Origin of the sequence: Sphingobacterium sp. UBA7038 (assembly GCF_002494055.1) — a bacterium.
GTDB classification, from domain to species: domain Bacteria; phylum Bacteroidota; class Bacteroidia; order Sphingobacteriales; family Sphingobacteriaceae; genus Sphingobacterium; species Sphingobacterium multivorum.
Window position 1 is genome coordinate 150,029 of the sequence record NZ_DLAV01000013.1, and the last position, 23,026, is coordinate 173,054.

The 23,026-nt window shown below is 40.4% G+C and carries 21 protein-coding genes; 9 read left to right on the forward strand and 12 right to left on the reverse strand.

Features of this window, described 5'->3' with window-relative positions; genetic code table 11:
• Positions 1–74: 74 nt before the first annotated feature.
• The 5 genes from B3H30_RS07680 to B3H30_RS07700 are packed head-to-tail and all read left to right on the forward strand — an operon-like array spanning position 75 to position 3,088.
• Positions 75–2,036 carry an alpha-L-arabinofuranosidase C-terminal domain-containing protein gene (locus tag B3H30_RS07680; RefSeq protein ID WP_115046533.1) on the forward strand — a complete coding sequence of 654 codons (1,962 nt, stop codon included), beginning with the start codon at positions 75–77 and terminating at the stop codon, positions 2,034–2,036.
• A 1-nt stretch (position 2,037) separates the two neighbouring features.
• A complete protein-coding gene (locus B3H30_RS07685) occupies positions 2,038–2,301 on the forward strand; it encodes a hypothetical protein (protein ID WP_070570132.1) in 264 nt (87 codons plus the stop codon).
• A gap of 6 nt (positions 2,302–2,307) precedes the next feature.
• A complete protein-coding gene (locus B3H30_RS07690) occupies positions 2,308–2,541 on the forward strand; it encodes a hypothetical protein (RefSeq protein WP_147281984.1) in 234 nt (77 codons plus the stop codon).
• Positions 2,538–2,852 carry a hypothetical protein gene (locus B3H30_RS07695; RefSeq protein WP_286833849.1) on the forward strand — a complete coding sequence of 105 codons (315 nt, stop codon included), beginning with the start codon at positions 2,538–2,540 and terminating at the stop codon, positions 2,850–2,852. Before B3H30_RS07690 ends, B3H30_RS07695 begins: the two co-directional genes overlap by 4 nt.
• Positions 2,853–2,872: 20 nt before the next feature.
• Positions 2,873–3,088 carry a hypothetical protein gene (locus tag B3H30_RS07700; protein WP_286833851.1) on the forward strand — a complete coding sequence of 72 codons (216 nt, stop codon included), beginning with the start codon at positions 2,873–2,875 and terminating at the stop codon, positions 3,086–3,088.
• A gap of 55 nt (positions 3,089–3,143) precedes the next feature.
• Here B3H30_RS07700 and B3H30_RS07705 read toward each other — a convergent pair whose 3' ends face one another.
• The 11 genes from B3H30_RS07705 to panC form a co-directional block, all read right to left on the reverse strand.
• Entirely contained in the window at positions 3,144–5,057 is a 1,914-nt protein-coding gene (locus B3H30_RS07705) for a DUF294 nucleotidyltransferase-like domain-containing protein (RefSeq protein WP_070570129.1), read from the reverse strand.
• A gap of 10 nt (positions 5,058–5,067) precedes the next feature.
• Positions 5,068–5,688 carry a 3'-5' exonuclease gene (locus tag B3H30_RS07710; RefSeq protein WP_070570127.1) on the reverse strand — a complete coding sequence of 207 codons (621 nt, stop codon included), beginning with the start codon at positions 5,686–5,688 and terminating at the stop codon, positions 5,068–5,070.
• Between the two features lie 187 nt (positions 5,689–5,875).
• Complete coding sequence (locus B3H30_RS07715; protein WP_286775150.1) at positions 5,876–6,448, reverse strand: DUF4136 domain-containing protein; 573 nt, start codon at positions 6,446–6,448, stop codon at positions 5,876–5,878.
• A gap of 285 nt (positions 6,449–6,733) precedes the next feature.
• The gene (locus B3H30_RS07720) at positions 6,734–8,377 is read right to left on the reverse strand and encodes an NAD+ synthase (RefSeq protein WP_070570123.1); all 1,644 of its coding nucleotides are present in this window, start codon (positions 8,375–8,377) and stop codon (positions 6,734–6,736) included.
• Positions 8,378–9,322: 945 nt separating this feature from the next.
• Entirely contained in the window at positions 9,323–9,916 is a 594-nt protein-coding gene (locus B3H30_RS07725) for an FKBP-type peptidyl-prolyl cis-trans isomerase (RefSeq protein ID WP_083296122.1), read from the reverse strand.
• 202 nt (positions 9,917–10,118) lie between these two features.
• Positions 10,119–10,760 (reverse strand): FKBP-type peptidyl-prolyl cis-trans isomerase, encoded by a 642-nt coding sequence (locus tag B3H30_RS07730; protein ID WP_070570120.1) that lies wholly within the window; start codon positions 10,758–10,760, stop codon positions 10,119–10,121.
• A gap of 75 nt (positions 10,761–10,835) precedes the next feature.
• A complete protein-coding gene (locus B3H30_RS07735; protein WP_070570118.1) occupies positions 10,836–11,303 on the reverse strand; it encodes a thioredoxin family protein in 468 nt (155 codons plus the stop codon).
• A gap of 14 nt (positions 11,304–11,317) precedes the next feature.
• On the reverse strand, positions 11,318–13,654 hold the full coding sequence (locus B3H30_RS07740) for a TonB-dependent receptor (RefSeq protein WP_070570116.1): 2,337 nt from the start codon (positions 13,652–13,654) through the stop codon (positions 11,318–11,320).
• 374 nt (positions 13,655–14,028) lie between these two features.
• Positions 14,029–14,391: a hypothetical protein gene (locus B3H30_RS07745; RefSeq protein WP_070570114.1), complete on the reverse strand. Its 363-nt coding sequence runs from the start codon at positions 14,389–14,391 to the stop codon at positions 14,029–14,031.
• 120 nt (positions 14,392–14,511) lie between these two features.
• Entirely contained in the window at positions 14,512–14,862 is a 351-nt protein-coding gene (panD, locus tag B3H30_RS07750) for an aspartate 1-decarboxylase (protein ID WP_070570112.1), read from the reverse strand.
• Between the two features lie 44 nt (positions 14,863–14,906).
• A complete protein-coding gene (gene panC / locus B3H30_RS07755; RefSeq protein WP_201640076.1) occupies positions 14,907–15,767 on the reverse strand; it encodes a pantoate--beta-alanine ligase in 861 nt (286 codons plus the stop codon).
• 148 nt (positions 15,768–15,915) lie between these two features.
• Between panC and B3H30_RS07760 the strand changes: the two genes are divergently transcribed.
• From B3H30_RS07760 to uvrC, 4 genes are all read left to right on the forward strand, one after another.
• Complete coding sequence (locus B3H30_RS07760; RefSeq protein WP_070570107.1) at positions 15,916–16,734, forward strand: glycogen/starch synthase; 819 nt, start codon at positions 15,916–15,918, stop codon at positions 16,732–16,734.
• 322 nt (positions 16,735–17,056) lie between these two features.
• The gene (gene ispF / locus B3H30_RS07765; protein WP_070570337.1) at positions 17,057–17,536 is read left to right on the forward strand and encodes a 2-C-methyl-D-erythritol 2,4-cyclodiphosphate synthase; all 480 of its coding nucleotides are present in this window, start codon (positions 17,057–17,059) and stop codon (positions 17,534–17,536) included.
• Positions 17,537–17,776: 240 nt separating this feature from the next.
• Positions 17,777–20,047 (forward strand): penicillin-binding protein 1A, encoded by a 2,271-nt coding sequence (locus B3H30_RS07770; RefSeq protein ID WP_286775149.1) that lies wholly within the window; start codon positions 17,777–17,779, stop codon positions 20,045–20,047.
• Positions 20,048–20,140: 93 nt separating this feature from the next.
• Positions 20,141–21,940, forward strand: coding sequence for an excinuclease ABC subunit UvrC (gene uvrC, locus B3H30_RS07775; protein WP_115046553.1), 1,800 nt, complete (start codon positions 20,141–20,143; stop codon positions 21,938–21,940).
• Positions 21,941–22,013: 73 nt separating this feature from the next.
• On the opposite strand, the gene era is transcribed toward uvrC, so the two are convergent.
• Complete coding sequence (era, locus tag B3H30_RS07780) at positions 22,014–22,892, reverse strand: GTPase Era (RefSeq protein WP_070570335.1); 879 nt, start codon at positions 22,890–22,892, stop codon at positions 22,014–22,016.
• Positions 22,893–23,026: the final 134 nt, after the last annotated feature.

Below are 23,026 nucleotides of genomic sequence, written 5' to 3' on the forward strand. Positions count from 1 at the left end.
TTACCCTATTTGTGCTGTTAAAGCTGGTGTAAAACCTGAAATAATAAATTATTGTTGAAAAAATAAATATAGGGATGAAAAGAGTACTGTCAACACTGTTACTGTTAGCGAGCTTGGGCTCTTCAGCATTGGCGCAGTCACCGATAACATTAAATGTTGCGTTGGATAAACCTACAGGCAACATATCGCCGCATATGTGGGGCGTCTTTTTTGAAGATATCAATCTTGGTGCCGATGGGGGAATCTATGCAGAATTGGTAAAGAATAGATCATTTGAGTTTGATCAGCCTTGGATGGGCTGGAAAAAGCTCGAAAATGGTCCTGAGGGAAGCTACCTGCTACTAAACGATGGCAAACGTAAAGGGAACAAACGTTATTTAAGGATACATAGTGCAGCTAACCTGAAATTAGGTCTACAAAATGAAGGCTTTAGAGGAATGGGAGTGAAAGCGGGTGCAGCATATGAGTTCTCAGTACAATACCAAAGTGCAGCTAAAGGAATGAAAATCCATGTTGAACTGCTCGATCAACAGAATAAAGTTATTGGAACAGCTGAACTTCCGCTTGAATCCGTCGGATCATGGTCTGAAGCTGCAGTCAAATTTCCTGCCAACCAAACGACAGATAAAGCCAAATTAAATGTGTGGTTTACAGGGACAGGTACGTTAGACGTCGATATGCTTTCGTTATTTCCAGTAGACACCTGGAAAGGTAGACCGAAGGGTTTACGTAAAGATATGGTTCAGATGCTTGCCGATATGAAACCCGGCTTTATCCGTTTTCCTGGCGGCTGTATTGTTGAAGGGAGAGATTTGGCCAATCGGTTTCAATGGAAAAAAACGGTTGGACCAATAACGGAAAGGGAATTGATTATCAACCGCTGGAATACCGAGTTTAGCCATCGTCTGACACCTGATTATTTTCAGACCTTCGGTTTAGGATTTTATGAATACTTTTTGCTGGCGGAAGATATTGGCGCATCTCCGGTGCCAATTCTCAATTGCGGTATGGCCTGCCAATTTAATACCGGTGAAGTGGTACCCTTAGATGAGTTAGATACATATGTTCAAGACGCTTTGGATCTGATTGAATTTGCTAACGGCACAACAGCTACAAAATGGGGAAAATTACGAGCGGATATGGGGCATCCTGAGCCTTTCCACCTCAGCATGTTGGGCGTTGGAAATGAAAATTGGGGCCCGCAATATATCGAGCGGTTAACCGTCTTCAAGAAAGCGTTAAACGAGAAACATCCGGAGATCAAAATTATCGCCAGTTCGGGTACCGATCCCGAAGGAGATCGTTTTGACTTCTTAGATGATAAACTGCGGGCGATGAATATCGATATCATTGATGAACATTATTACCGCCCACCATCCTGGTTTCTGTCGAGCGCCAATCGTTATGATAATTACCCTAGAAATGGGGTGAAAATCTTCGCAGGGGAATACGCTTCGCATACCACACGACCAAACGGTCCTGGCAAAAGTACCTGGGAGGCGGCCCTCTCGGAAGCCGCTTTCATGACGGGCCTGGAACGAAATGGCGACGTAGTGGAAATGGCATCTTACGCGCCATTATTCGGTCATGTCGAAGGCTGGCAGTGGTCACCTGATTTAATTTGGGTGGATAACTTGCAGGTATATGGAACACCGAGCTACCACGTGCAAAAATTATATGCGACCAATAAAGGGACAAGTATTGTTCCGATCAAACGGGATGGTGAATTCGTAGCGGGCAAAGATAGCCTATATGCTTCTGCAGTATTTGATGCCGTTGCGCAACAGCTTATCGTGAAAGTCGTCAATTACAATAGTAAGCCGATGAAAGTGAACCTTGCCATAAATTCGAAGAAAAAGCCTGCTGCGACAGCAGAGAAAATCACCTTGGCCAACGCCAACTTAAACCAGAGTAACAGTATCGAGGAACCATTGAATATCCGTCCAAAGCAAAATACAATAACTTATAAGGGGAAGACAATTGTTGAAACATTTGAACCTTACTCCTTGACCTTGATAAAATTGACCGTAAAATAAGATGAATATCCGCATACTCATTTTTACAACCCTGATGCTATTTGTGCATAACTTGTTTGCACAGGTGAAGGAATCGGATCTGGCTGCTTACCTCATGGTTTATTTTAAGGATGAAAGCCATGGTCTGTATGTTGCTGTCAGTCAGGATGGCTATTCTTTCACCGATATCAATAAAGGAAAACCGACCATTGCTGGTGATAGCATTGCACAGCAGAAAGGTATTCGCGATCCCTATATCATGCGTGGAAAAGATGGTTATTTTTAAATGGTCATGACGGATCTACATATCTACGGACAAAAGCAAGGGTATAGAAATACGGAATGGGAGCGCGACGGAGTCGCATTTGGATGGGGTAACAACCGCGGTATTGTCTTAATGAAATCGGCTGATTTAATTCAATGGACCCATACGGAGCTCTACTTGGAGAAAGCCTTTAAGGCTGGGAAAATGTTGGCGCCTTTTGGGCTCCCGAACTCATCTATGATGATCGGAATGGTAAAATGATGATCTATTTTACGATGCGGTTTGGCAATGGACTGAATCAGCTCTACTATGCCTACTTAAATAAGGAGTTCACAGCATTTGAATCAGAACCACAGCTTTTGTTTCAATACCCCAAATCAAATAAAAATTATATCGATGGCGATATGCCGAAGGTGGGGAATAAATACCATCTTTTTTATGTTGCCCATGATGGTGTTCCAGGCATTAGCAAGCTGTTTCAGACCACCCGAATGGACCCTATCAGTATGATGATCGTTTCTATGACCCTGAGCCAGAAGCCTGTGAAGCTCCGAATGTGTGGAAAAGGATAGGGGAAGAAAAATGGGTGTTAATGTATGATATCTATGGGATATCACCACATAATTTTGGCTTCAGTGAAACCACAGATTTTAAAAATTTTGTTGATCTGGGACACTTTAATGCAGGTAAAATGAAATCTACTAATTTCACTTCGCCCAAACATGGTGCTGTCATCCCAATAACAAAGCAAGAGTTGCAGCGATTAGCAAAGCATTGGCAGTTTGATTTGTCTTTCCCAAAAAAATAGAAGCGCGTTAGCGCTGATCTTCGTACCTTATTGCCTTTATATGGCAATAAGGTACTTAACCAAATAAATTGCTAGTGAATTTCAGCTTAATACCGAGTTGAAAATTATGGATTGTTTTGAAGATCTCTTTAATTGTCGCCTTTTCGATATTGGTTAAGCTATCGATAGGTACATAATTGTTGGGCGCCAGTTTAGCGATACGGATCTGGTTGGCCTGATTTTTTAAACGGATCGACATCAGGTAATAATAGGATTGATTTAATTCCTCGTACTGTTCTTGTGTGAAGATGCCCAATTCAAGGAGCTGTTTCAACCTACCACCGGTATTTTCTTCATAAATTCTGTTTTGCAGTGCGTAAACCCGGACTAAGTCAACAATGGGTGTCATCGCTTTCTTGATATTGAAGACTTCAGAAGAACCTATTGTTTGCGTTTTTATTGCCTTGAAAAATGTGAGCGGCGGTTCATATTGCAGCGCATTCTTTGCAATGAACGTAAAAAAACGCTCGTTGGGTTTTTGTAGCTCAATATTGAGAAATTCTTTGAGTTGATCAATAATGCCCTGGTCACCATATAATCGCCTACAGTCGAAGAAGGTCGAAAATTTAATCGCATTCTCGGGGATGCTCTCTTCAATCCATTTCTTGTAATTTTTCTTCCAATGCGACAGCGAATGTGTCCATTCGGGATTACTGGCCATATATCCACCGGTACAGTAGCTAAAACCGATGGTATTGAGATGATCCGACACGCGACTGGCAAAATTGAGGAAATACGCGCGTACGAGCTCCCGTTGTTCGTTTGCTTTATCTTCATAAATAATGGCGTTATCTTGGTCGGTCATTAGCGTTTGTTCTTTCCTTCCTTCGCTGCCCGTTACCATAAACACAAATTTGGCGGGTGGCTCGCCCATTTCCCCGATCACTTTTTCAATTACTTTAAGGGCAATACTGTCGGCAACGGTCGTGATGACCTGGTTCGCAATCTCGGCATTTACACCCCTACCGAGCAATTGGTGAATAATCTCGGGAACATTATTCCATTTTTCACGCAACTCATCCAGCGTTTCGGCGAGTTTAACCGATTGAATGAATACGAGCGGAGACTGCCCCTGTTCACTCAATAGCCGATTTCGACTAAGGAAACCGATATAATTGCCCGCCTTCTCGACAAGGAGATACCTCGATTTCGTGCGGAACATCATCAGTACCGCCTCGTAAAGATAGGCCTGATCGGAAATACTGACAATGGGGTTATCCATAACCTGCGCGATAGATTGTGTTGCCGGAATCTGCTGGGCCACGACATTGTCTCTTAAGGTAATATCGGTTGCATAGCCGAGAATCTGCTCCTCCTTTTTAATAAATATGCAGCTTACCTTGTGTTTCGCCATGGTCTGTGCAGCCTCAAAGATGGGGGTATCGGGTGTACAGGATACGATATCTTTATAGGTAATATGCTCAATTTTGCGCGAATAGAGTTGGTCTGCCGCAAAGTAGCTTTCCTCAAAGGAAGCTGGCGACTTCACAAAATGAGAAAACTCCTCATCTAACATTCTTTTTCCAAAGGAATTGGTGAAAAAATGGAAAAACTCTTCATTCGCATTACACAACTCAATAAAGTCTTTTCGGGGTAAACGATAAATAATTGTACCTTTTTTCGCAATAACAGACTTGAGTGCTTTTGTTCGGTTTAATAAGACTGATATTCCACCAAAACAATACGGCTTATGGTGTATTTCGACCAATCGTTTATTATCGGAAACATCCAGAAAGAACGTTTCATATTCACCTTCGAGGATTAAATCAACACCATCCATATCCGTAATGTTCTGCCGATAAACTAAGGTATCTTTGGAAAAACGATGTTCATTGAATCTGTCGACGATACTCAATTGTAGGGTTTCGGGCAGAATTTGAAATGGCTGAGTCGATTTCAGTAGGCGTGGTATAGCGTCGGGGTTTTTCATGGAAGTTACATTAACAGATGTTTTCGAATTCAGCTTGCTGATTTTGTATGTCCTGCTCGGATAATTCAACTTTTCGAATCATTTCAAAATAACATTTAGCGGTAATCTCGGCATCTTTTTCTGCATTATGCATTTCGGTCGCTGGACTCGAAAATAGCGTTTCATGTAGCGATGAAAGTGGAAGATGTACCATATTCGGATTCCGAACGTATTTTTTGCTATGCAACAAGGTGCAAAAATATGCTAAGTTATGAAATGGAATAGCCAAGTTGGATCGATAGAATTCGGCTGCTAATACCTGCAGGTCGAATGATAGAAAATGGCCGATTAACTGCGGCTTATATTTTTTGATGTCATGACTGAATTTCCGTAATACGTCTTTTTTCTTCTCACCATATTTCATTAGAAAAGGTGGTGTCAATCCATGAATCTGTTCGGATGCAGGACTGATTGGTATTAACGGCTCATAAATATATTTATTGGTTCGTTTAACTTCATGTTGCTCTTCGTCATAAATGATCCAAGCCAGTTGCAAGATGTGGGGCCAATTATCACCGTCCATGTAACTCTTGTTCCACTTTTTCGGTAAACCAGATGTTTCCGTATCTAAGAATAGCAAATATTTTTTCAATGAATTGTCGGTAATTAATAATTAAAAGTAATCAAAATTTGCCGAGGAAAGATGGTAAATCAGCTTATATTTTTGCTGTGGGAGCGCAGGGAGGGCAGGGAGGGCACTGATGCTATCTAATAATTTTAGTTCACTAAAAAGGCTGATTTATTTTGTAAATCAGCCTTTTTTAAAATAAGAATATCTCTTATTTCTTTAACGTCTTCACAGGGAACAAATCAATAACACCTTTTGCAACCTTGCTGATGTTATTAATTGCTTTTTCTGGATTGTCAACATCGCCAGAACCACGTGCCTGCCAGATCACTGCGTTTGTTTTACGATCGATGGCTTCGATAATCAAATGGCCATAACGATAGCGTTCTTTTGCAACTGGGTAATAACCGCCGCCATAGTAATATGGTGAAAACCATGGACGGTACCAGCCCCAGGGGCCACCCCATCCGTAATAACCGCCGCCGCCATAGACCAAACGGCTTTTATTGTTGACAATGGTAATATACCGAAATAGTAAATCAGGATTATCTTTAGAATATTGTAGGCCCTTTGCCTCCAGCGCAGTATTCGCAGCATCCATGATATTAGCTTTGGCGATATCGTTGTCAAAATAAGACTTCGAAAGCGAGTCTACCGGAGGTAACCAAGCATACGTCTTGAAAGGAGTAAAATCCATCTTTTCTACCCTAGTGGTATTGTATTGATAAGACGAACATGATGCGAGTGCAACGCAAAGCACCAAAAATAATAGAATCTTTTTCATCGTAGTAATTTATTTATCAACTGTGATGAATCTACCATGAGTATTCTGTCGCTGCATTGGACAACCACACTCATGATGGTTCATGGCCTATATGGAACTTATATTTATTTAACTAATTTGTTCTTATTCTTTATCCGCATACCTTTCAATTGTAAAAAATAGTACAGTTGACGGTCTTCATGGCAATTGTTTTTTTATCGTCTGGGATGCTGCCATCCTTTTTGATTTTACAATCTATTACTTTAGACAAAAAACTATAAATATGGTTTAATCCGAATTGTAAAATTAATAGGGATATTTTGCCACCAACGGAATCTGCCTTCCTGGACCAAAAGCTTTTGGACTAATACGCAGGATGGGAGGAGCTTGAAAACGTTTGAATTCCGCATTATTAACCAATTTACATACCCTTTCTACTAACGATTTTTCAAAGCCCATTGCTACAACCTCAGATCCCGCTTTCTCATTTTCGATGAGTTCAAAGAGGATTTGATCCAATAGATCGTATTCCGGCAGCGAGTCCGAATCTTTTTGATCTGGCCGAAGTTCCGCAGAAGGCGCTTTTTCAATGGTATTGACTGGAATGATCTCCCTTTCTCGATTGATATAGCGCGCTAAATCATAGGCTTTGGATTTGTAAACATCACCGATTACAGAGATGGAACCTGCCATATCACCATAGAGTGTACCATATCCTACAGCAGCCTCACTTTTGTTGGATGTATTGAGTAAAATATTGCCGAATTTATTGGAAGCGGCCATCAGAATTACCGCACGTGCGCGCGCTTGAATATTCTCTTCAGTCGTATCTGGCTGCAGCCCTTCAAAAAGAGGAGCTAAACTATGTTCGAAGGCATTGGCAATATCTTTGATCGGAACGATATAATGTTTGCAACCGGTATTGTTGACAAGATCCATCGCATCTTTTATCGAATGGTCGGAAGAGTAGACCGATGGCATCAGTATGGCTAATACATTATCGGCACCCAGAGCCTCGCAGGCCAAAGCAGCAACTAAGGCCGAATCTAGCCCACCGGACAAACCTAAAACCGCCTTCTTGAAACCAGATTTTTGAAAATAATCACGTAGCCCAAGGATCAATGCATCATGTATAAGAGCCATCTCAGCTATAGACTCTTTCGAAGATGCTGTGGTGGAGGTTATATTTTGTTGATGGTAGGTGACAAATTGAAGATCTTCTTCAAAGCTTTTTAGCTCAGCAATTTTTGTTCCTTCATTATTCAGGGCGATTGAGCGGCCGTCAAAGATAATATCCATGTGAGCACCAATTTGATTGACATAAATTAGCGGTCTGCCAGACTTTTTTACCTGTTGGCTGAGGACCTTGATCCGTTCATCAAAATGGGTATAGGAAAAAGGGGATGCCGCAATATTGATGAGGAGGTCTGGATTTTCTTTTCTCAGCTCTGCCATGGGGTCACCAACGTAAGAGTTGCCCCCTTCGTCATCATCCCACAAATCTTCACATATGGTTAAGGCGATTTTTACGCCTTTCAACTCGATACAATCAAAACGTCTGCTGGGTTCAAAATAACGATATTCATCAAATACATCGTAATCGGGCAAAAGGCCTTTTTTAACAATGTTTCGGACTGCCCCATGCTCAATAAATACAGCGGTATTATAAAGCTCTTTGCCCTCAGGATCACTGTTTTTGACTGGGGCTCCGATGATACAGGCGATATCCTGACAATGAGCAGCGATTTGATGAATAGCTTCATCGCATTGACGTTTAAAGGCCTTACTCCGCAAAAGATCCTTGGCAGGATAACCACCAATTGCGAGTTCGGCGAAAATAATAAGATCGGCCGTTGCTTCTTTGGCCTGTTGGATCGCGCTAATTATTTTTTTAGTATTTGCTTCAAAATTACCGATATGGTAATTCAATTGTGCTAAAGCTATTTTCATATGCTATTAATCGTCTAACTAAATAAGATACCAATTGATGTCGGATCTTCTCACAAATTTATTTCTTTTTTTTGATACTCAGACCGCCCTTGGTCGAATAAAAGCGCTAAATTATCTTCCGATCAATTGAAGAACATCGTATTACCAGCTATGGCCTGTAAGTGGAATGAATGCACAGTGAGTCCATGGTGAGCCTATCTGTTGAGCTGCTATCGTTTTAGATGTATGTTTTTTACAACGCGGGACGGTATTGAATGTGCTAAATTGTTTTAACATAATTTTAACAACGTTAAATGCTGTTAAATTTCTTGACATGAAAGCAGATCTGTAGTACCTTTGATATATCAAAAGAAACGAAAGATATTTAAAAATAATATATAAAGAACTTTTCATAATTTAGGTTAATAATTGGTTAGGTAAAGCTCGGAGTTCCCCACTTCGAGCTTTTATTTTTTCTATACACCTGTTTCAAGTCGTGTTTCAATTTCCTTCTTTGTTTAATTAATTTAAGGTATTGTTTATGGATCATACTATTGTCGCACAACAGCGATCTTTTTGTTACGTAAGTATAGCTTCTACTTTTTTATTTTTTAGCGGCAAATTAGGATCAGATAGTGATCAAATTAACTCTTTTGACAGTGCTTATTCAGTGCTTATTCAGTGATTGTTCAGTGCTTGTTCAGTGATTGCTCAGTGTAGACTGAATGATCAATGACTGATCACTGTTTAAAAAGCTATTGAAAATTGTTATTAGGTATAGGTTGATATGAAAATATATCAGTTTTAAGATCTATCTTACTTTTAAGTTTTGGATAATTTTGCTAGCATATAAAACTATCGTACAATAAACAAATTAATTGTTGAAAACCTCATTGAACTAAAAAGCTCCTAAAATGATGTCATTTTAGGAGCTTTTATGCTTTATTGCTTCAAGAGAAGCGATAATTATTTGATATCCGTTACTTCAATCACAAAATCCAATGGCGAGTTTGCCGGAATAGTTCCCACAGCCTGGTTTTGGTATCCATAAAGGGAAGGTGCCATGATGTGAATTTTACTGCCCTTTTGTAGACCTTTTTCCGTTAAGCCACCTAATTTCATGTCACCGATTTTTTGCGGAGCAAATGCGAAGGTCCAAGCAGGAATAATGGTGCTGTAAAATGGATATTGATAGCCTGTGTTTGTGATGATTTCAAATTCTTTGGCAGTATCAATTTGATCAAATACACTTCCACTCAATAATTTTCCAACGTATTTTACAGTCGGTTTAAATTTTAAGTATTTGCCATTTAATGTGTCAACCACTTTATATTCATAGTTCCCTGTTCCTTCGGCAAGAATTTCATACCAAATTCCTGTTTCGCTGTTGTATTGCGCATCAGGGTAATTTTGGCTAACGTAATTTTTAAGTGTTACAGAATCCGTTTTAAATTGTGCATTCGCATCATAAACCGGCGCATCGTCGCTTTTGTTACAGCTGATAATAAGGAAAGCGATTGCTGCAATTCCCATGAATAGTGGTGATAACAGTTTTTTCATTATATTTTTTATTGGTTTTTCAAGGAAAAGCTATTTTCTTTATGAAAGTAGCTTTGCAAATGTATATTATTTTTTCTTCGTTAAAGGTTTTCGCTATAACAATTAACATTTTGATACATTAATTTACACTTCTGAACGTGTACTTACAAAAAAGCCATTCTCACTAGGAGAACGGCTTCGATGAATGCATTGTTTTTATTTCTTAGTTGGAAGTAGCTCTAGCAATATCTGTTACTTCAATAGTATATACAACCGGAGAGTTTTTAGGGACAGTTACATTTTCTGTACCTTTATATTCTTGATTATCATATGCGAATACCGAAGATGACACAAATCGAATCTTAGAACCTTTTTGTAGTCCTTTTGGTAGCAAGCCACCTAATTTAGCATCTTGGCCATTTTGATTAAGTGTTTGTGGCACAAATGCATAATACCAGCATATTCCAAAATTCTGTCTAATTGCCAATAGTAAATTGGAAAAATTAGCTGGAGTACCTTCTTTGCTTTTACTAAAAACAGTTCCATTTTGATCCGTAAGTTGACCAGTGTAATTTACACTGATTGATGGGTAGCCATTTTTATAATCATAAGAATCTGATTGACCTACAGCAAGAACTTCATACCAAATTCCGGAAGAATCGGATTTAACCGGATTTTGAAAATGTGTTTTGGCATATTGTTCAAGTAAGGGAGCCTGAGCTTTTCTTGTAGAATCAATTCGGATCATTTCTAATCTTTGTTTTTCTTGTTCAGCTGCCCAGTCAATGCCATCGCTTTTACTACAAGATGCGAAGATCGTTCCCAGACACAAAAACGCCATTAAAAATTTCGTGATATTTTTCATAATTTCTTAAAGTGTGTATTAATTATAAAATCCAAAACGCAGGAATGATGGCGTTCGCTACAAGTAAATGTTAAATTATTCTAAAAAAACCGATAACTCCTTTGAGTTCAGGTATTTTTGCTGTATACTTTTTAGGCGAAATTCGCTGTCAAAACGTAGTAGAGTTGGGAAGATCATTTTTCTTCCTTGTAGCAATTGCAAAGCTAAAGGATGGTATTGTCCTGTTTTCTTTCTTTTGCTTAAGGGCCTCCATATACTTTGGTCAAAAGAAATGTCTTGGATAGATTCTGCATCTAAATGAACGGCGTAGTAGCGCTTGTTGATTAATTGGACAATCTCCTTTTTTGTAAAGATTTCCTGTTCCATTTTCCGGCAATAGCTGCACCAATCCGTATGAATAAAGAGGAGCGTTTCGCGCGGAGAAACATTCAGGAGTGAATCCAGTTGTGCAAAATCAATCCAATTTATCCGCTCCTGTCCTTGAGAACAGAGCGGATAAAAGAATAGGATCAATAGCACATATATATTTTGGAAATGCTTCATATCCCAAATTTGTCTTAATGAAAATGACCAACACGAAGGCCAAATGTAAAAGTTCGAGGGCGTGTTGGACCGTAGATATAATCTGAATCACGTAGCGCTCCCTTGTCGAAGTCCTTCTGAAAAGCATTGAACATGTTTTGTACACCCCCAAAAATTTCGATGCTGAAATCTTTATGTATTGGAAAGGTATACCCTAAGCGGAGATTTAATTCCACGAAGTCCCGGGCATTTTTAAGGGTCATTACATCATGTTGGATATGTGGAACAATCATTTTTCCCGTGTACACGCCCGTCAGATCGATCGCAAATTGTTTGGTCGCTTTCAGGTTGCTATTCATATAACCATAGATATTTGGCGTACGGACATATTTCTTGGTGAGGATGTCCTGCCCGTCTTCTTTTCCTGTATAGATGAGTTGGTCTTTTTTATAGCGTGAGCGCTGGATCGTCCCGCCGGTTTGGATAGAAAACCAGGAGGATGGCGCGATATTGATTTCAATATTAGAACCATACACCCGGGCCCCTTCACCATTTTGCATTTCCTGGATAATCAATCCGTCTTTTTCAGACGCCATGACGTTGACAAACTGATTATTTAGATCCGTGTAAAATCCCTCCACGAGCAAACTGGTTTGTACATTTCCGAAATTTTTATTGTAGCTAAAAGAAACTGTATACGCATTGGAGTATTCTGTTTTCAGATTTTCACCGATCAATACAAATACTTGGTTTCCGCCAATGGAAGTGACGTGCATGTCCTCATTAAATGCTTGTGGTGCACGGAAACCCCGTGCATAGCCTCCTCGAAATTGAAGGTCTTTTGTGATATCGTATAAGATGGTCAACCGTGGGCTAAAGGTGCCGAAGCGCTGATCTGAGTTTCGGTTTATACCTGCGAGACTATATTTACCGTCAACATAGGTGTAATCGTATCGCGCTCCGATTAACGTTTTAAAATTGCTTAAAGGCTTCCATTCGTATTGGGCATAACTGCCTAGTCCTTTATTCTGCTGATCAATGATTCGTTTATACCCTGGTATTTCATCCTGGGTATTGTTGTATGAAAACTCCACTCCGGCCGTAAATACATCTCTTTCAAAATTGTAGGTATATTGTCCCCCAGCAACTAGCGCGATATCATTCGTTTTTCCATAGGCATTTGCGGCTAATGTGCTGTCCGCAAGGGTTGTTCCGCCTCCAAGACCGCCATAGTAACTGTCGCGAACAGTTTTCTGTACAGAGCCATACAACGACATTTTTTGCTTATAATCTGTGGAATAGTGATCGTATGTAATTCCGCCAACAAGCGAACTGGTTTCCAACTGCTCGGTGATCTGCGTCAGGTGCGGTACTTTATCGAGTTGATCACCACCGCGGCGGAACTCATTTACGGTGCTAAAATCAACCGTTATCTTATCCAGGTCACTCGGTTTGTAAAATAGTTTTGTGCCGAACGTGGTGTTACGAAGTTTGGTTATTTCCGAAAAACCATCGCCATTGGCATCGTAAGCTTCCCGATTACGGTGCATACCGTAGAATGTGGCTCCTCTTTTGAGGTCTTCCGAAACGGTGGAGGTATTAAAATCCACTGTATTATCCCAGCTTTTGCCGCCAATGAGTGAGTTGGTGGATTTTACTTGCCAGTCGTTTTCTACAGGATCTTTTGTAATAATATTGATTGTTCCAGCGATCGCATTGGCACCAAATAATGCCGAACCACCACTGCGCACAACCTCAATACGATCGATCATACTTGTTGGAATCTGATCCAATCCATACACGCTATTTAATGCGGAAAATACCGCCCTACTGTTGATCAATATTTGTGAATAGGGGCCTTCGAGGCCATTCAGGCGGACTTGTGAAAAGCCGCAATTCTGGCAATTGTTTTCTACCCGTACACCCGGCTGATAATTCAATGTTTCCGACATGGCAACAGATTGTGTTGCATTAAATAATTTAGGCCCTATGACATTGACAACCACGGGGGCGTCCTTACGTTTGACGCCATAGCGTGTAGCCGAAACAACGACCTCATCCAAATTGAGGTTGTCTTCTTCCAGTTGAATTTGCAAAGGCGACTTCAACGTGTCTAAAGAGATGACTTTGCTGAAGGAGCGATAGCCCACTGCCGATATATTTAAGGTTACTTTTTGCGTTGGTATGGCGGATAGCTTAAAGTACCCGTTTGGATCGGATGTAGTTGCGAGCTTGCTGTTTTTTAAAGTCAGTGTACCAGAGGGAACCGCCTCATGGTTTTTGTTGAATAAGTAGCCTTCAAGTTTTGATTGGGCGTATATAGTGGATGTACCAACCAGTAATGTGGCCAGTAAAGTGTATTGCTTTAGCATCGTAATTTTATGAAAATTTTAAAAATACAGGCCTCGTATAACATGATCTGTTCCTCGTTATGAACGGCGTTCAAGGCATTGCGTCTTATCGGAAGCAGGGTAATAGCTTGTTTCCGACAAGGTAATGTATGCCGATGAGCTCACTGAAACCATAGTAACAGTATTCAGCGAAAGTTCGCTATTGTAACAGGGACAACTCTCAAAGTAGAGGCAAATAAAAATGGGATCAAAGATGATATATTGATAGCGGTATTTCATGCTGTCGTTCTGGAGCCAAGCGATTTAGCACATACGTAATCTCTTACTTGTTTGCACCAAGTTCGTTTGATCGTTATGGAACTAGGGACAGGCCCTCGAAATCTTTGATTTTTGGTTTATGCTAAGCTGGGGGGACCACGTAAGTGGTAATGATCGATCGTTGTTGTGATCGCCTCCGGACAAAATGAATTATAATGCTCTTCTTTTACTTCACGCGGAATAGGAAGTTCAAGGACGGTAAATTCGGTTTGTACGTAGGTATTGTGATAGATGACATTGAGGTATTCGATCTGGTCATCTGTTTCTTGCGGCTTTTGTTTTTTTGTAAAATCATAAGGGTGGGTGTGCATGACAATCTCACCGGTTGATTTTACCTCCTTGTGCATAAAAACAACACCCGAAATAATAATCAGCGACATTAATACCAATTGGCATAATGCGATAAGCTGACGTGGGGATTTTGTTGTTTTTCGGTACATAAAAAAGCGTTACTTTTTAGGGTAACGCTTCAAAAATACGATTTTATTTTGTGAGTATTCGTGATCTACTCATTAAAAAATTATAAAGTTTCTATGTGCTAAGCTTAACTTGCTTCCTGATTATTTAATCAGATGATTGTTGTCGTCTGGAAATACAACGGAAGGTTTAAACTGCTTAGCTTCTTCAAAGTCCATGTTCGCGTAGGAAATAATGATGACGATATCGCCAACTTGAACCAGGCGAGCCGCAGCACCATTCAAACAGATAATACCTGATCCACGTTGACCTGGGATGACGTATGTTTCAAGACGGGCTCCATTATTGTTGTTTACGATTTGAACTTTCTCGTTAGCGATGATATTTGCGGCATCCATCAAATCTTCATCTATTGTGATACTACCCACATAATTCAATTCCGCTTGTGTGACTTTAACGCGGTGAATCTTGGATTTCATTACTTCTATTACCATGGCGCAAAGGTAGGGCTTTCTACTGAATTTGAAAGATTTGTCAATTAATTTGACAAATTATTCAGAATCATATTATCAATCAAACGAACACCTTCAACCCAGGCAGCGACAAGTGCGACATGCTGCTTACTGAAATCGATGTGATTGACTTCTTTTAAGGTCGAACTCTCACATAGGGCAAAATATTCAACGGTTAGTCCTTCGGTGTCTGTTAAAATCTGCAAGGCTTTGTCCTTTATTTCCGCTAGCGGGATAGCGTCATGTATATGATCTTTTACATATTGCAGGGAGCGGGAGAGCGCCAAAGCTGTTCTTTTTCCAGCGTCGCTTAAGCGCGCGTTTCTAGAGCTCAGTGCTAGGCCGTCTTGGTCTCTAATGATAGGACATATCGCCAATTGAATCGCGAGATCCTTCATGGCTATCATGCGTTTGATGACCATGACCTGCTGAAAATCTTTCTGCCCGAAACAAGCAATATCCGGTTGTACCAATGTAAATAATTTATAGACCACCTGCGTGACTCCTTGGAAATGGCCGGGGCGTCTTTCACCTTCCCAAATTTGGTCCAGTTCGCCAAGATCGAGATGCCAGGCCTCATTTTTATCGGGGTACATCTCATCAACACTTGGTAAGAAAAGAATGTCGCAATCAACGGATTCCAGTAATCTGATGTCGTTTTCAATGGGCCGTGGATATTTTTCGAGATCTTTCGGATCGTTAAATTGTGTGGGGTTTACAAAAATGCTGCAAACACGAATATCACTGATCGGTTTTGCATAATTTAATAGGGATAAATGTCCTTCATGTAAAGCGCCCATCGTAGGGATTAGGGCGATTTTTTGACCTGTTGATCGGGCTTCTTGCAGGTATGCTTGGAGAGATGCTTTCGTTTTGAAAATTTCCACTTTGCTATTTAGTTTTTTGTTGGCAAAGGTGCATAATATTTTGGGAATATAAAACGATGATTAATAGTAAATTGCATAGTAAGTATTTTTTTCGTACCTTTGTAGACCGATTTTACTGTTCGAAAATAATAAATAAAAATAACTGGAGATGGCAAAAACGAAGATATTGTTTATTACTCACGAGATGTCGCCTTTCCTCGAATTAACTAAAATTTCTGAAATTACACGTCAACTTCCGCAAGCGATGCAAGAAAAGGGTTTTGAGATCCGGATCTTAATGCCGCGTTTTGGGAATATCAATGAGCGTAGAAATAGATTACATGAGGTTATTCGTCTTTCAGGCTTGAACATTGTTGTGGATAATAATGATAATCCGCTAATTATTAAAGTTGCTTCATTACCTGCGGCCCGTATGCAGGTGTATTTCTTGGATAATGAAGACTACTTTCAGCGTAAAAAAGTTTTTAGTGATGAGCATGGCGAATTCTTTGCAGACAATAATGAGCGTTCAGTGTTCTTCTGTAAAGGAGCGTTGGAAACTGTGAAGAAATTAGGATGGTCCCCTGATGTAGTACACTGTCATGGATGGTTCTCTGCTTTGGTACCGGCTTACGTGAAGACAACGTATAAAGACGATCCTACATTCAAGGATGCAAAAGTGATGTACTCTTTGTTCAATGAAGAATTTAAAGGTACATTAGGTACAAAGTATGCTGAAATGGCGCCAGAAGGTTCCTTTAAAGCCGCGGATGCGCAGGTGTACGGTGATGGTAGTTATGAGGCGATCTACAAAGGTGCTTTGCATTTTACCGATATGGTGGTTGTCGCTGACGAAAATGTCAACACTGAAATAGTTGATTTTGCTCGCTCAAAGGATATTCAGGTTTTTGAGCCTAATGGCGATCAGGACTACGATGCTTTTGGAGAAGTGTATGATCAGTTTGCGCCCGAAGAAGTAGAAGCGTAAGCTTTACTTTTCGAAGCGTTTCGAAAAACAAACAGACAATAATATAAAAAAAGGCTATTCTCAAGGATAGCCTTTTTTTATGCGTCTCTTTTTTCATCCGGTCAAACCGTTATTTCAATGATTTTCGTTGCGCTACCTGCTAGAAACCTTTTGTCGCGGTAAATGTAGCTGCGAATTGTTATCTTCGCAGTAATCTGTCAATGATTTTAGCTATTCATACCAGGAGATCTCCGCGAAGATAAATCGGGTGTGATCTATACCTCATAGGTTAGGTTATCAAATAGCATACATTGGCTGTATTTTATTGTATATAATTCGTGTCATGAAAATTAAGGTAGGATTTGGATTTGATGTCCATCAGATGAAAGAAGGTCATCCATTTATTGTTGGTGGAGTGCAATTGGAGCATCATGCTGGTGCCTTTGGGCATTCTGATGCCGATGTGTTGGTCCATGCGATATGTGATGCCATTTTGGGCGCTGCCAATTTAGAAGATATTGGCTACCACTTTCCAAATACAGATATGCGCTGGAAAGGCATTAGTAGCTTATTGTTGTTAAAAGAATGTATGGCGCTGATTGCTGCGAAGGGATATACGCTTGGCAATATTGATGCGATGCTGTGTCTCGAAGCTCCTAAGATCAAACCCTATATTCCACAAATGAAAGTTAAACTGGCTGAAGCAACGGGTTTGGATATCGATGACATCTCTATTAAAGCAACAACAAATGAAACAATGGGATTTATCGGTCGTCAGGAAGGGGTGGTTGCCTATGCGGTTTGCTTGATTGAACGCGCGTAGTTCGCCACAATATTTTCACGTTTAAATTCTTGCTTTTGGCCCAATTAGTAATACCTTTGCCAAAGTAGGGATTCTTGGCACACTATCTGATAGAGTGAGCATTAATGTCTTAATTGAAGTCTTTAAAGATCAAAATGATGCCCTATCCAAGTTTGCAAAATGCAACTGCGGTTGGAAAAATGGTCTCTGCATTGCGGTCTTTAAATTGAATAATATTTACGTCTGAAATTTAGTAAATAGATGAAACGAGTATCAAAAAAAAATCAACTTACTGAGGCTGATGTCAAACGGTATACGTTCAATTTTTGGAAAATTATCGTCGGGATCGTCGCGATAGGTTTCCTTTTTATATTGAGTATACGTCTTGGCGTATTTGGAAAATTACCCTCCTTCAGTGATTTGGAAAACCCCAAAAGTAATTTAGCTTCCGAAGTTATCACGGAAGATCATAAGGTATTGGGAACCTATTATGTCCAAAACCGCTCCAATGTAAAGTATAGTGAATTGTCACCTTATTTGGTCAAAGCATTGGTTTCGACAGAGGATAAACGCTTTTATGATCACTCTGGGATCGACTACTCACGTACATTTACAGTTATCTTTCACACCTTGACCGGTAACAAACAGGGGGGAAGTACAATTACACAGCAGCTGGCACTTAATCTATTTTCGGATGGACGGCAAAAGAATTTTCTAAAGCGTGTCATCCAGAAATTTCAGGAATGGATTACAGCTGTTCGCTTGGAAAGAAATTATACCAAAGATGAGATTATTACCATGTATTTTAACACGGTAGACTTTGGTGCTTACAATACCTACGGAATCAAATCTGCAGCGCGGACTTATTTTAATACGACTCCGGATAAATTGACAGCTGATCAAGCAGCCCTTTTGGTGGGGATGCTGAAAGGACCTGGCGTATATTCTCCTGTACGTTATCCTCAAAATGCAATGAAACGCCGTAATACGGTGTTGAATAATATGGTTGCCGCAAATTTTATTTCGGCTGAGGAGGCTACAAAAGCAAAAGAAAAACCACTTGGTTTAGAACTTAAGATTGCAAATTACGGTGAGGGTTTGGCGCCCTATTTTAGAGCGGTATTAAAGGATGAAATCAAAAAGGAATTTGCAAAATTGTCCATCACCAAACCGGATGGCACACCTTATGACCTCGATCGTGATGGATTGAAAATCTATACGACGATCAATATGTCGATGCAGCAATATGCCGAGGATTCGCAAAAAGAGTGGATGAAGCAACTGCAGTCTAAATTTGCCGCGCAATGGAAAAATAGGGATCCTTTTAAAGGGGATAAAGCCAAGCTGCTCGTTAGCGGAATGAAGCGCTCTGACCGTTACCGTATTTTGAAAGAAGAGGGCTTGAATGAAGACGAGATCAAAAAGGCCTTCAATGTCAAGGTTCCGATGAATATATTTACATGGAAGGGAAGTGTTGATACGATAATGACGCCAATGGACTCCATTAAGTATAATAAACTTATGTTGCGGAATGCGATGATGTCTATGGAGCCGAAGACCGGACATATCAAAGCCTGGGTTGGAGGTATTGACTTTGACCACTTCAAATATGATCAGGTAAAAATGGGTACCCGTCAAGTCGGATCCACGGCGAAACCATTTACGTATGCGGTGGCGATTGATAATGGTTATTCACCATGTTACAGTATTCCTAATTACCAACAAACTTATAACGGATGGACACCAAGAGGAAATGCACAAGGTGGAAACCCGATTACTTTAGCGAAAGCATTGGCTTATTCACAAAACTATGCGACGGCCTATCTGGTGCACGAAGTTGGCGCTGCGGAAGTAGCTGCATTGACAAAACGGATGGGTATAACAAGTGATGTGCCTAATTATCCATCGATCTCATTAGGTGCTTATGAAGCGTCGGTCTTTGATATGGTGGGTGCTTATTCGGCATTTGTAAATCAAGGAACTTGGATTGAGCCAACAGCGATCTTACGGATTGAAGATAAAAATGGTACACCGATCTACGATAAAGCGCCAAAGGTCGTAAAAGCCTTAAATAGTGAATCTGCTTATATTATTGTTGATATGTTGAAAAAAGTGGTATCCCAAGGTACGGCGAGACGTATTCAATGGATGTATAAGCTCACCAATCCAATTGGTGGTAAAACAGGTACAACCAACGATAACTCAGATGCCTGGTTTATCGGTATCACACCGGAACTGGTTACAGGGGTTTGGACCGGTGCAGAAGATCGAGGTATTAGTTTCGACAGGATGGAGTACGGACAGGGGGCCGCAGCAGCGATGCCTGTATTTGCGTACTATATGCAGAAAGTATATAAAGATTCAAATCTGAAGTATACCAAGGGCGATTTTGAGCAACCGCAGGGTGGGCTTACCCGTGTCATTGACTGTAATCAGTATTGGGGCGGTGGTGGCTCTGATGTCGAAGATGGATCTACTGATTCAAGCGGTAAAGATGCGACTAAACTAAAAGATGATCGCTTAGGTTTCTAAGTTATTTTGACGAATACCATTGGGCCAGATAATAAATTTTTTCGAGATTTGTTGTCTGGCCTTTTTGCTGAACATGTTTGATATTGGAACGTAATGGACGTATTTGATTATAGAGAAGAATTAAAAAAGATACCACATCGACCGGGAGTCTATCAGTATTTTGATAAAAATAGTGAGCTGATCTATATCGGTAAAGCGAAGGATCTGCGTAATCGGGTCGGTTCGTATTTCGTGAATGAAAATCAGCTGAATGGCAAAACCCGTGTTTTGGTTCGCAAGATCAACCGTATATCTTTTACTATAGTTGATACAGAGATTGATGCTTGGTTGCTTGAGAATTCATTAATCAAGAAACACAAGCCCAAGTATAATGTTCTGTTGAAGGATGATAAAACCTATCCATGGATTGTCATCAAGAACGAACCTTTTCCGCGGGTTTTTTGGACCAGACAATATATCAAGGATGGGTCTCGTTATTATGGCCCCTATCCTTCGGTGGGGATGATGCATATTGTACTGGATCTGATCCGTGAATTGTTTCCCCTACGTACCTGCAATTTGGCCCTCACACAGGAAAATATACGGAAAGGCAAGTTTAAGATCTGTCTTGAATATCAAATTGGAAATTGTAAGGGGCCCTGTGAAGGGTACCAGTCCGAAGACGACTACGACCAGAACCTGAGCGATATCAAGGATATTCTGAACGGAAAGATTGCTGTGGTGACCAATCGTTTAAAGGAAAGTATTGGGACAGCAGCAGCGGCTTTGGATTTTGAAAGGGCACAGTTAATGAAGGCGAAGTTGGATAAGCTGGACAATTACCAGAGCAAGTCGACGGTGGTCAACTCATCCATTACCAATGTGGATGTATTTAGTATTGCTTCAGACGAGGGTTACGCTTTTGTCAATTACCTGAAAGTCATGAATGGTGTTATTATTCAGACACAAACCCTCGAAATGAAAAGGCGTTTGGACGAGAGTGAACAGGAGCTTTTGGCCTTGGCGATACCGGAGATTCGGGAGCGCTTCAAAAGCCTCTCGCGGGAAATTATCGTACCTTTTGAATTGGATATTGAAGAGAACGAACGGATTCGATTTACGATTCCGAAGTTGGGCGAAAAGAAAAAATTGCTGGAGCTTTCCCAAAAGAATGTGGCATTTTTTAGAAAAGAGCGTCTGTTGCAATATGAAAAGCTTAATCCGGATATTCGGACGGAGCGCATCTTAAAGCAGATGCAAAAAGATCTGCGCATGAATGTGCTCCCGCAACATATTGAATGTTTCGATAATTCGAATATTCAGGGGAATTATCCCGTATCGGCTATTGTTGTCTTTAAGGATGCAAAACCTTCGAAGAAAGATTACCGCCATTTTAATGTGAAAACCGTGGAGGGGCCCAATGATTTTGCCACGATGGAGGAGGCTGTTTTTAGACGCTATAGGCGATTATTGGATGAAGATCAGCCTTTGCCGCAATTGATCATTATCGATGGGGGAAAAGGGCAGCTGGGCGCAGCCTTAAAGAGTCTGCGCTTGTTGGGGATAGAACGGAAAGTCACGGTCATCGGCATTGCCAAAAGACTGGAGGAGCTATTCTATCCGGGTGATCAATATCCACTTTATCTGGATAAGAAGTCTGAAACCCTCAAGGTCATTCAACATCTCCGGGATGAAGCACACCGTTTCGGAATCACCTTCCACAGAAATCAACGGAGCCGCAAAACCTTCGTTTCAGAGCTGGAAAATGTTCCGGGTATTGGAAAAACAACGGTTGAGAAAGTGTTAACTGAGTTTAAATCGGTAAAAAAAGTGAAGGAAGCCTCCGATGAAGAACTAAAAAAAGTGCTTAATCTGAAACAGATTAAAGCACTTCGTGAATATTTTGCAACGTAAAAATTTAGAAGAAGAATAGTTCGTGCAGTCGAGGTCGGTAAAAAAGGTCTCCGTACGAACTTTTCAAAGCGAATTAATCATCGTAACCAAAACGTTTAAGGTAGTTCTTTTTACTTCTCCAGTCAGGAATCACCTTAACAAAAAGTTCGAGGAATACTTTTCCATCGATAAACTCTTCAATATCCTGGCGGGCATAGGTACCGACTTTTTTGATCATGGCACCTGCTTTTCCGATGATAATATTTTTTTGAGAGTCGCGCTCTACAATAATTTCGGCAGCAATACGTGTGATATTTGCTTCTTCTTTGTATGATGTGACGATTACCTCTGTACTGTAGGGGATTTCCTTATCGTATAGTTTGAATACTTTTTCACGGATCATCTCAGAGACGAAGAAACGCATGGATTTATCCGTTAGCTCATCTTTCTCATAATAGGCTTCGTGAATCGGTAACTTGTCCTTGATGTAGTGCATCACGGCGGCGACATTATGATTTAATTTTGCTGAAATCGCAAAAACGGTATCTGGATTTAATTTTTCCTGCCAAAATTCAATCTTAGCCTTGACCTCTTCTTCCGAAGATTTATCAATTTTGTTGATAAGCACGGCAACAGGGGAATTTGTTTTACGCAATTTCTCCAGGACATCGTTCTCATCGTATTTTTCGTGGATATCTGTCACAAATAAAATAATGTCTGCATCGATCAACGATCCTTGGACAAAATTCATCATTGATTCTTGCAAAGAATAGTTTGGTTTGATGACACCAGGGGTGTCCGAAAACACAATTTGATGGTCTTCATCGTTTACAATACCGATAATGCGGTGTCTTGTCGTTTGCGCTTTGGGTGTAATGATAGACATTTTTTCACCCACTAAAGCGTTCATTAGGGTGGACTTACCAGCATTTGGCTTTCCGATGATACTTACGAATCCTGCTTTGTGTGACATTTTTCTAAATTTTATTAGGATTACAAAGAAACAAAATATATCTTTGTACTCCAATTCGGAAGGATCATAATCTTGTTTTTTCAAAAGAAAAAAGCAATTTTGTTCAAAAATATATTGCGGGGTGGAGCAGTTGG